7 protein-coding genes and 1 pseudogene are annotated in these 10,262 nt (G+C 40.5%); 5 read left to right on the top strand and 3 right to left on the bottom strand.

Going from position 1 to position 10,262, the window contains the following annotated elements:
• Together RQ763_RS05270 and RQ763_RS05265 are read right to left on the bottom strand one after the other, a co-directional pair.
• Window positions 1-226, bottom strand: a pseudogene (locus tag RQ763_RS05270) (sensor histidine kinase); the annotation flags it as partial.
• The gene (locus tag RQ763_RS05265) at window positions 219-875 is read right to left on the bottom strand and encodes a response regulator transcription factor (protein WP_314151610.1); all 657 of its coding nucleotides are present in this window, start codon (window positions 873-875) and stop codon (window positions 219-221) included. The gene RQ763_RS05265 and the pseudogene RQ763_RS05270, both read right to left, overlap by 8 nt.
• A gap of 79 nt (window positions 876-954) precedes the next feature.
• Here RQ763_RS05265 and RQ763_RS05260 point away from each other — a divergent pair, with 79 nt between their 5' ends.
• From RQ763_RS05260 to recG, 5 genes are all read left to right on the top strand, one after another.
• Window positions 955-2,961 carry a thioredoxin domain-containing protein gene (locus RQ763_RS05260; protein ID WP_314151609.1) on the top strand — a complete coding sequence of 669 codons (2,007 nt, stop codon included), beginning with the start codon at window positions 955-957 and terminating at the stop codon, window positions 2,959-2,961.
• Window positions 2,962-3,016: 55 nt separating this feature from the next.
• The gene (locus tag RQ763_RS05255; protein ID WP_314151608.1) at window positions 3,017-5,404 is read left to right on the top strand and encodes a multiheme c-type cytochrome; all 2,388 of its coding nucleotides are present in this window, start codon (window positions 3,017-3,019) and stop codon (window positions 5,402-5,404) included.
• An 18-nt stretch (window positions 5,405-5,422) separates the two neighbouring features.
• Window positions 5,423-6,472 carry a dehypoxanthine futalosine cyclase gene (locus RQ763_RS05250; protein ID WP_314151607.1) on the top strand — a complete coding sequence of 350 codons (1,050 nt, stop codon included), beginning with the start codon at window positions 5,423-5,425 and terminating at the stop codon, window positions 6,470-6,472.
• A 45-nt stretch (window positions 6,473-6,517) separates the two neighbouring features.
• Window positions 6,518-7,759: a pitrilysin family protein gene (locus RQ763_RS05245; protein WP_314151605.1), complete on the top strand. Its 1,242-nt coding sequence runs from the start codon at window positions 6,518-6,520 to the stop codon at window positions 7,757-7,759.
• A gap of 83 nt (window positions 7,760-7,842) precedes the next feature.
• Entirely contained in the window at window positions 7,843-9,642 is a 1,800-nt protein-coding gene (gene recG, locus RQ763_RS05240; protein ID WP_314151604.1) for an ATP-dependent DNA helicase RecG, read from the top strand.
• A gap of 18 nt (window positions 9,643-9,660) precedes the next feature.
• Here recG and hpf read toward each other — a convergent pair whose 3' ends face one another.
• A complete protein-coding gene (gene hpf / locus RQ763_RS05235) occupies window positions 9,661-10,203 on the bottom strand; it encodes a ribosome hibernation-promoting factor, HPF/YfiA family (protein ID WP_314151603.1) in 543 nt (180 codons plus the stop codon).
• Between the last annotated feature and the right edge of the window lie 59 nt (window positions 10,204-10,262).

Raw genomic sequence — 10,262 nt, 5'->3', positions numbered from 1 at the left:
ACTGCTCATTTTGCGAAACTGCTAGTAACGCATCTTTTTTCATCTTTATATGTGCATCAAACTTCTCTTTTTTCTCTCCGCTTTGAAGCTTTGCCTCTTTTAAAAACTGCTGTGTTTGCTGCTCTTGCGAAAAGTAGAGATGCACAACGGCGATAGAGAGGATGAGGATTAGGGTAAAGATGATGTAGGAGAGAAAAAGCTTGATGCCAAATTTTAATTTATTCATAGCTGCTTATCTTGTACCCTGCATTTCTTACATTGAGTATGAAGTTCTCTTGCAGTTTGGCGCGCAACTTTTTTATCTGCGTTCTTAGCGTATTGTCCTGCACTTCTTTGTTGTCCCAAACGTAATCTTTTAAAATATCGGTGGTTATAATTTGGTTTATGTTTTTACTCAAAATGTAGAGAAGTTTCTTTTCATGCACATTTAAATCAACTGCTTCATCTTTGTAAAAAAGCTGCATCAAAGAGATGTCAAAACGATAACTCTCGCTGATTTTTACATTGTTTTTCGTTGCATCTTTATAAAGAATCTGGTTAATTCTAAGTTCCAACTCTTCAAGCAAAAAAGGCTTTCTTACATAGTCGCTGTACCCTAAATCATACCCTTTTTTGACATGTTCTATATCGCTTTGGGCGGTTATGTAGATGGCTGGAGTCATTATGTTTTCTTTGCGAATCTCTCTAAGCGTTTCAAAACCGTTTTTTTTAGGTGTGTTTATGTCGAGCAAAAATATGTCGTAATTTTGCAAGAGAGCGTTATCTAAAAGCGCTTCCCCATCATGAAAATAGTCAACTTGATGGTCGTTTAACTCAAAATAGTTTTGTATCTCTTTACAGATAAATTCGTCGTCTTCTAAAAGGAGTATTTTCATTTTTACCTAATCTCTCAGCACTTTAGCGGCACTTTTGTCTATTATCATTATAATGTAATCTCAAATGCAGGAGTAATTTATGAAAATTATAACACTTATTTTCTTTTTATCTTTTTTTGTTCTCTTTAGGGAGTCGGCAGCAGCTTCAAACAGCTTGGCTAAAGAGACATCGCCTTATCTTTTGCAGCACAAGGATAACCCCGTTGATTGGCACCCTTGGGGCGAGGAGGCATTTCTTAAGGCTAAAAAAGAGAACAAACTCATCTTTCTCTCCATTGGGTACTCTACATGTCACTGGTGTCATGTGATGGCGCATGAGAGTTTTGAAAATGAGCATTTTGCAAAACTGCTTAACAAATATTTTATAAGCATCAAAGTTGACAGGGAAGAGTTGCCGCATATAGACAGTTTTTATCAAAAGGTTTATAGAACTATGAATTCAAAAGGCGGCGGCTGGCCTTTGACAATTATGATGACGGCTGATAAAAAGCCCTTTTTTAGTGGAACTTATGTTCCTTTGTCCGCAGGTTACGGTTCTCGTGGTTTAGTGGATATTATAAACAGCGTTTCAACAATCTCTCATCAAAAATTAGCCCAGATGGGCGAAAAAGTGCTTTTGTCGGTTGAGCAGAGCCAAAAGTTTTCAAATCAGAAAGCCCAGCTTATGTCAGGTCTTGCAAACAAAACCATCAGCGACTTTAAATCATATTACGACTTTAATAACAGCGGTTTTTCAAATCGACCGAAATTTCCCGAGGCTTCAAAAATCATACTGCTTCTGAAACTTTACGAGATAACAAAAAACAAAGAGAGTCTTGACATGTCGCTTAGCGCGTTGGACGCTATGGCAAAAGGCGGAATTTACGATCAGATAGAGGGCGGTTTTTATAGATATACTGTTGATGAGAAGTGGCAAATTCCGCATTTTGAGAAGATGCTCTACACAAACGGAGAACTTCTTGAAGCCTACTCTTTGGCATACAAACATACAAAAAACCCGCTCTATAAAAAAATCATAGATGAGACAATCGCCCAAATGGATAAAAGATTTCAAATCGGCGGTGTCTATATGAGTGCAAGCAACGCCGATAGCAAAAACCGCGAGGGAAGAAATGAAGAGGGATTTTACTTTGTCTATGAGCATGACGAAGCATTTGAATATCTCAAAAAAAGAGGTTTAAAAGAGTTGGAGATAAACGCTGCGCTTGGGTATCTGGGAATAACAGAAGATGGAAACTTTGAGGGGCACTTGAGCAATCCGCATATCACGGCAGATGTCGGGCCAAAAGTTCTTCAAAGGGCAAAAGAGCTGCTTTTGGAGATGCGCAAAACAAGAGAATATCCGTTTGTGGACAATAAAATAAACACCGCTTGGAATGCACTCTACATCAAAGGGAAGTTTAAGGCCGCAATAGCAGATAAAAAGTACGTCATACAAGCAAAAAAATCTCTTGATGCGCTGCTTGAGAAGATGTATATAAAAGGTGAGTTATATCATCAGACCATTGCAAATGTAAAACCTATGCAAAAGGCTCTGCTTGAGGATTACGCTTTTTTCACAAGCGCTCTTTTTGAGGCGTATCAGGCGACTTTGGAGCAGAGATATTTTAAGCTCTACAAAGAGATTGTTGAAAAAAGTATAACACTCTTTTACAGAGAGGGCAGATGGTTGGAGTCAAACGACGGCTTTAAAACATATGCAGACATTAGCGAGAGAGCCTACGCAAGTGCATTGGCACAGCAAAGCATCAACCTTTTAAATTACGCGACCGTTTTGGCTGATATGAAAAAGTTTGCTATGGCAAAAGAGATAGCAGAGCTCTATAGCGCTACGATAAATGCAAGCCCCTCAAGTTATCCAACTGCTACGCTAGCATCTCTTATGTTTGAATATGAGCCCATCTTTATAAAATCAACAAAGAGCAATTTGGATAGTTTTGATGCAAACGACATAAAATACCCCTTTGTTTACAGGTATGTTTATGATGCAGATGAGTATCTGGCATGCAAGATAAACAGTTGTTTTAGCTACGACACAGAGTTTGAAAAAGTGAAAAAAGATATTGAATCTCTCCTAAAGAGGTAAAAGCACTTTGTAGGCACTTTTGCAAGATATGATTGCAAAAAACAAGGAGTTTTCCATGAAAATTTTTCTACTCTTTATCTCTCTTACATTGACACTTTTTGCTTCAAACGAGTGTGTTACATGTCATAAAGGCATTGAAGATATCAGAGATAAAGAATCTGGTATGATGAAAGAGATTTTTAAAGTTGCCGATAAAGCTGGGCACAAAGGCAACGACTGTATCGTCTGCCATGGCGGTAATCCCGAAGCAAAAACGAAAGAGAAAGCACATGCGGGAACGGTGGAGTATTTTGAGTTTGAAAAGGGTCCAAAGGAGTTCTATCCTGCACCGGGGAGTTCATGGATAAACGAAAATACTTGCGGTATGTGTCATCCGAAGCAAGTGGGTGCGCAGATGAACTCGCTTATGATGACTGAGCAGGGCAAGATACAGGGTGCTTTGTGGAGTTTTGGCGCCAAAGAGGGGTATGAGCATACGGCAGGAACATTTGATACTAAAAATCCATCAAACCCAGATGATAGACTTGGTACAGATATCTATAAAAAATATATGCAAAAACTCGCATCCATGGAGCCGCAGGTTTTTCCAGAAGCAAACCACGAGCTTCCAGATGCCCCGACGGTTGAGGAGATTCACAAAGACCCCTCTTTAGCGGTATATACTTACCTTCGTCAGGAGTGTTTGCGATGTCACACGGGCGGAAAAGGGCGCTTTAAAAGAGGAGATTTTAGAGGGATGGGGTGTTCATCTTGTCATATTCCCTACTCAAATGAGGGGTTTTATGAGGGGAAGGATACGAACATCTCCAAAAAACCGGGGCATCTTTTGGTTCATCAAATCCAGAGTTCACGAAAAGTAAAAGTGAGCGTTCACGATGTAAATTACTCCGGTGTTCCTGTCGAGACATGTTCTACATGTCATAACCGTGGAAAGAGAATCGGCGTCTCTTACCAAGGGCTTATGGAGACTGAGTATAAATCCAATTTTGATGACGAGGGAAATGAACAGCCGCAGCTTCACACAAAACGCTACCTGCACATGCAAGAGGATATCCACTACCAAAAAGGGATGTTGTGCCAAGATTGCCACACTTCAAACGACCTTCACGGTGATGGTTTTTTAGGTGGAGCAAATGCGGCGGCGGTTGAGGTGGAGTGTCAAGATTGTCATGGAACGACAAAAACGTATCCGTGGGAACTCCCTATTGGTTATTCTGATGAGTTCGCTACAAAAGAGGCTACGGGCAAGCCACGAGGTGTAGCGCAGGATTTGTTAGAGTATCTAAAACAGGGGCATGTACCTCCAAAAGAGGATGGGTATATCATCACAGCAAGAGGAAATCCACTTCCAAAAGCGGTAAAAAAAGGGAACAAAATTATTATGTACCTCTCAAGCGGCAAAGATATAGAACTAAAACCGCTTAAGCTCTTAAAAGAGCAAGAGGCACTCTCACCTGCCGGACTTTTGGCGATGGATACCATAGAGTCTCATACTTCAAAAATGGAGTGCTACTCGTGTCATGCGACTTGGGCACCTCAATGTTACGGCTGTCATGTAAAAATTGACTACTCAAAAGGCAAACAAAATCCCGACTACTTAGCCGCTTCACATGACCAAGATATTCACGGAATGACGGGCGAGACGAAAGATTTGAAAAAATACTTGGTTGATGGGCAGGTTACGGAGACAAGAAGTTACTTAAGATGGGAAGACCCTGCGTTAGCGCAAAACGGAGAGGGGAGGGTGAGCCCTGCAATCCCAGGATGCCAGACGACAATTACGGTTATAGGAAAAGATGGCAAAGCGCTTTTGCAAAATCACATCTTTAAGATTCCAAATGTTGAGGGAGCGGGAGAAGAGGGGCAAAATGCTATCGACATGGCACCTGTTCAGCCCCATACCATCCAAAAAATAGCTAGAACATGTGAGAGTTGTCATGCAAGCGATAAAGCTCTAGGGCTAGGTGTGGGAGGCGGAAAACTTAATAATGATCCAAGTAAAACGACCATTATAGACTTGATGAGTGCGGATAGAAAAGTATTGCCGCAAATTACGGATGAGCAGTTTCCAGGAATTCCGAACTTAAAACATGACTATTCGCAGTTTATAGACGAAAACGGCACGCAGCTTATGACGGTCGGACATCACTGGAGTTTGTCTGCTCCGCTTAGTAAAGAGCAGAGAGATAAACTCGATAGACGTGGTGTTTGCCTCTCTTGCCACATAGATATACCAAGCGGTGATTTGGCTGTTTCGGCAATGGCACACATCGCAAAAATGGCAAATATCAAGATAGACAACAAAGAGCATGCGGGCATCTTAAACAAGATTTTGCATATTGGAGCATGGGTGCAGATGGCTATTGCGGCGGTTGTAATTTTTGTGCTTGGTTTTTTTCTTTATCGCTTTGTTTTTAAAAAAAGGGTAAAATCCAATCACTAAAAAGAGAAACGGTTGGAAATGAAAAGATTGACAAAAGAAGAGGCTCTTCATCTCATACGAAATGCAGATTTAAAAGAGCTCGGACGGATGGCGACTGCACGCAAAAAAGAGCTCCATCCCGACAATATCACCACTTTTGTGGTGGATAGAAATATCAACTACACAAACATCTGCTGGGTGGACTGCAAGTTTTGTGCATTTTACAGACATGAAAAAGATGTGGATGCTTATGTTTTGACGTTTGATGAGATAGATGCAAAGATTGATGAGTTGCTTGAAATCGGCGGAACGCAGATACTTTTTCAAGGCGGCGTGCATCCAAAACTAAAGATAGAGTGGTATGAGGATTTGGTCGGGCATATCCATACCAAATACCCTACAATTACCATTCACGGTTTTAGCTCCATTGAGATAGATTTTATAGCCAAGGTCTCGCGTATTAGCGTGGAAGAGGTTTTAGAGAGGCTGCATGCAAAAGGTTTGGCTTCTATTCCAGGGGCAGGGGCTGAGATACTCTCCGACAAAGTAAGAGACATAATCGCTCCAAAAAAGATTGACTCTGAAGTTTGGATAGATATTCACAGAAAAGCTCATAAACTCGGCATTATGTCGACGGCTACTATGATGTATGGAACTATTGAGACGGACGAAGATATTGTAGAACATTTTGATATGGTGCGTAGGCTTCAAGATGAGACAGGCGGTTTTCGCGCTTTTATTATGTGGAGTTTTCAAGGGCAAAATACAGAACTTCTCCGTCTTATTCCAGATATGGACAAACCCTCTTCAAACCGCTACTTACGACTTCTTGCAGTTGCCAGACTCTATCTTGACAATGTGCCAAATATCCAAAGTTCATGGGTAACGCAGGGTCCATACATCGGGCAGATGGCTTTGATGTTTGGCGCAAATGATTTGGGTTCTACTATGATGGAAGAGAATGTCGTAAGCTCCGCCGGAGCGGCTTACAAGATGGCAAAAAGTGAGATGGTACATCTCATAAGAGATATAGGCGAGATACCTGCTGTGCGAAACACGGCGTATGAGATTTTAGAGAAATTTGCATAGATGAAAAAAATAGTTTTAACAATATTGATTTTAGGAAATATACTTATGGCAGCAACAATAGATGAGATAAAAGTAAAAAGTTCAAAAATACCCGTGATTTTTGAAGAGGACAATAGACTCCCTTTGGTGACCATGCAGTTTATTTTTAAAAACAGCGGAAGTGTTGCAGATGGCACAAAAGCAGGTTTGGCAAAGTTTAGCTCAAGAGTCATGAACGAGGGGACGAAAAAGCTTGGTTCAAACAAGTTTGCCGAGGCGCTTGAGAGCAAAGCTATTCATATATCTGCATCAACTGGCAAAGAGACTTTTGTGCTAGAGCTAGGCTGCCTAAAAGAGGAGTTTGACGAAGCACTCAAATATTTTGAGATGCTGCTAAGTGACCCGAATCTTACAGAGGAGTCGATAAAGAAGGTAAAAGCAACTACCTTGGGTTCTCTTGCAAGAAAAGAGAATGACTTTGACTATATAGCCTCAAACGAGCTAAGAGCGCTTCTTTTTGATGGAAGCGTGCTTGCAAATCCGTCTTCGGGAACGATTGAGAGCGTAAAGGGCATTGAGCTCAAAGATGTAAAAGAGTTTCTATCTAAAAATATGGTTAGCTCAAAGCTGATAGTTGCCATAGGCGGCGATGTGGATTTAGAGACTAGCAAAGATAAAATCTCAAAAATCATAGAGTCTCTTCCAAAGGGCAAATCAAATGAGCTTATAAAGTATGAAGCTGCTAAAGATGCAAAAGAAAAAGTACTCTTAAAAGAGACACAGCAGGCATATATCTACTTTGGCTCGCCGTACAACATAAGCGTAAACTCAGAGGATTATTACAAAGCGAGAGTTGCCGTTTTTATCTTGGGAGCAGGGGGATTTGGCTCAAGACTTATGGAGGAGATCAGAGTTAAAAAAGGACTCGCATATTCAGCTTATGCAAGGTTGGATGTGACAAAATCAAGCAGCTACATGAACGGATATCTTCAGACAAAGTTAGAGTCGCTTGAAGATGCCAAAGAGACTGTAAAGTATGTTATAGAAGATTTTGTAAAAAAAGGTGTTACAAAAGAGGAGCTTGAGCAGACAAAGAAATTTCTGCTTGGAAGTGAACCTTTAAGAGTGGAGACAATGAGCCAAAGACTTCATAGAACTTTTATGGAGTTTTACAACGATCAGGAGATTGGGCACTCTTTTAAAGAGCTTGAAAAAATCCAAACGCTGAAGTTAAAAGATTTAAATGCGTTTATAAAAGAGCATAGAGAGATTTTAGATATGAGCTTTGCGATAGTAACAAAAAAATAATATTGAGTTTTTGTATTGCATTTTGCAATATTTTACAGCATCTCTATGAAAAATCGCTATCATAACCATAGCGAGGATTAAAGATGGGCATGACAAAAGAGCAAGAAGAGAAATTTAAAAAACTAGGGCTTAGCAGCTACATAGAGCTTGCTCTTGTTGTCCCATCCTCTTACGAAGATTTAAGAGTTCACGAGAAACTTCAAATCCATGCAATGCAGCTTATAGACGCGACTGTAGAGTCTGTTTATAGAGCTCCAAATTCACTTCAGATAACTTTCTTTGCCCACAATTTCGGTCATCTTATTACAGGTGTACTGTTTCGACCAAAACCCTATATGATGCATCAGTTTAAAGTAGGCGATAGGGATTACTACTATGGAATGGTTGAGTGTAAAAACGGTTTTTGCAGTATGAGCATGCCAAAAAAAGTGACAAATATCGGCGCGATTACTCCAAAATACAAATCGGCTCTTAGGAGCGATGTTATGTTTCGGCTTATGCAAAGTTCTCTTACAAAAGAGAATCTCATCTCAGAGGGGTTAAAAGCGGAGATTGCAGAGGAGCTTTTGCATGTTCATTTTCCTGCGCAAATAGTACCGAATCTAAGAGAGTTGGAAGCAAAAACAGTAGATGCTCTTAAATATAGCGAACTCTTTAGCTATATGAAGCAGCTCTCAAACAAAAGAAGATATTTCAAGGCGCTAACCTCCTCGTGTAGCGATTATGAGAAGTGGGCACAAACTCTGCCTTTTAGATTAACGCATGAGCAGGTAAAGAGCATAGAGGAGATAAAAGCAGACTTTAGCAAAGAGATCTCTGCAAGACGGATGATAGTCGGAGATGTCGGAAGCGGAAAAACGATGGTCATCTTGGCGTCTGCACTTATGATGCTTCCAAATCGCTCCGTTCTTATGGCACCTACGACTATACTAGCAAATCAACTCTACACAGAGGCAAAAAAATTTCTCCCAGATATTAAAATCGCACTCGTTACAAACAAAACAAAAGATATAGATCTAGATGAGTATGACTTCATCATCGGCACGCATGCACTGCTTTATAGAGAGCTCCCATGTGCCTCTCTTGTCATGGTAGATGAGCAGCACCGATTTGGAACGGCTCAGAGAAATTTACTTGAGAAGTTGGTTAGTTCGGGAGAGAAAAAACCCCATTTTTTGCAGTTTTCTGCAACTCCTATTCCCAGAACACAGGCGATGATTGAGACGGCGCATATAGATGTTTCACTCATTACAACGACACCTTTTAAAAAAGATATAACAAGCACGGTCATACATAAAAACGATTTTAAAGAGTTGTTAGAGCATATAAAAATTGAGATAGAGAGTGGCAATCAGGTGCTGCTTGTCTATCCGCTGGTTGAGCAGAGTGAAGTTTTGGAGTATCAAAGTATTGATGAGGCAAGGGGATTTTGGGAGAAGAGATTTTCTAATGTCTATGTAACACATGGAAAGGACAAAGAGAAGGAGGAGGTTTTGCTTGAATTTAACAAAAGCGGCGCTATTCTTATAGCCACTACGGTTGTAGAGGTCGGCATCTCTCTGCCGCGTCTCAGCACAGTCGTCATAGTAGGAGCTGAGAGATTAGGACTTTCAACTCTGCATCAGCTTCGCGGACGTGTGAGCCGCACAGGTCTTAAAGGCTACTGCTTTTTGTACACAAACCAAAGTTCGTCCGAACGTCTTGATAGATTTACACAGACTACAAGCGGTTTTGACATCGCAAATTTGGATTTGAAGTTTAGAAAAGGCGGTGATTTACTAAAAGGGCACAACCAAAGCGGAAGTCAGTTTAAGTGGGTTGATTTGGCGGAGGATGAAGAGATAGTAAAGAGTGTGAAAGAGGATTTGGGCAAAAGGAAGTAAATTCCTTTTGCATGACTATTAATAAAGTCCGAACTTTCCGTCGTTTCTCTTGTAAAGAACACGGGTTTTACCGTCGTTGTCTATGAAGATTTCAAATAGTTTTTTGTTCTCTTTAATGTCGTTTAAAACATCTTCTACTTCACGCGGTTTGTATAGAGTAAGCTCAACTGGAACAATCTCATCTTCCATTGCTTCGCTTGCCTCATGTAGGTCTATGCCATTACCTGCTTCGCTTTTAGCTTCGTTTATGCCATCTTTATGGTGGTGGTTGTCTTTGTCGTGCATTCGGCGGAGTGCTTTTTGTGCTCTTGCTGTTGCCAAGTCGATAGCAGCGTAAAGATCTTCATCACTTTGTTTGATAACCACTGAGTTTTTATGCGCCAAGTTTATAACAAACTCTATGATTGATAGAGGCTTCCCCTTTTTTGTCTGACTTGTTGCGATTAGATTTACGGATATGATGTCCATATTGTATTTGCTAAGTGTTTCTATCGATGCATTCATGTGTGCTTTTATAGGCTCTGTAAGCTCCACATGTCTTCCTGTTAATGATATATTCATAGTAAATCCTTCGTATAATATATTTATCAACCAAATAGTTAAAATATGGTTGTGTGTTC

It is taken from the genome of Sulfurimonas sp. (assembly GCF_032250635.1).
Taxonomy (GTDB): domain Bacteria; phylum Campylobacterota; class Campylobacteria; order Campylobacterales; family Sulfurimonadaceae; genus Sulfurimonas.
This window is presented reverse-complemented; position numbering and strand designations above follow the sequence as displayed.

What these genes read in the sequence shown, in the direction of transcription:
- RQ763_RS05245 (WP_314151605.1), top strand. Translation starts at nt 6,518, where the DNA reads ATGGCAGCAACAATAGATGAGATAAAAGTAAAAAGTTCAAAAATACCC.
- recG (WP_314151604.1), top strand. Translation starts at nt 7,843, where the DNA reads ATGGGCATGACAAAAGAGCAAGAAGAGAAATTTAAAAAACTAGGGCTT.
- RQ763_RS05260 (WP_314151609.1), top strand. Translation starts at nt 955, where the DNA reads ATGAAAATTATAACACTTATTTTCTTTTTATCTTTTTTTGTTCTCTTT.
- hpf (WP_314151603.1), bottom strand. Translation starts at nt 10,203, where the DNA reads ATGAATATATCATTAACAGGAAGACATGTGGAGCTTACAGAGCCTATA.
- RQ763_RS05250 (WP_314151607.1), top strand. Translation starts at nt 5,423, where the DNA reads ATGAAAAGATTGACAAAAGAAGAGGCTCTTCATCTCATACGAAATGCA.
- RQ763_RS05265 (WP_314151610.1), bottom strand. Translation starts at nt 875, where the DNA reads ATGAAAATACTCCTTTTAGAAGACGACGAATTTATCTGTAAAGAGATA.
- RQ763_RS05255 (WP_314151608.1), top strand. Translation starts at nt 3,017, where the DNA reads ATGAAAATTTTTCTACTCTTTATCTCTCTTACATTGACACTTTTTGCT.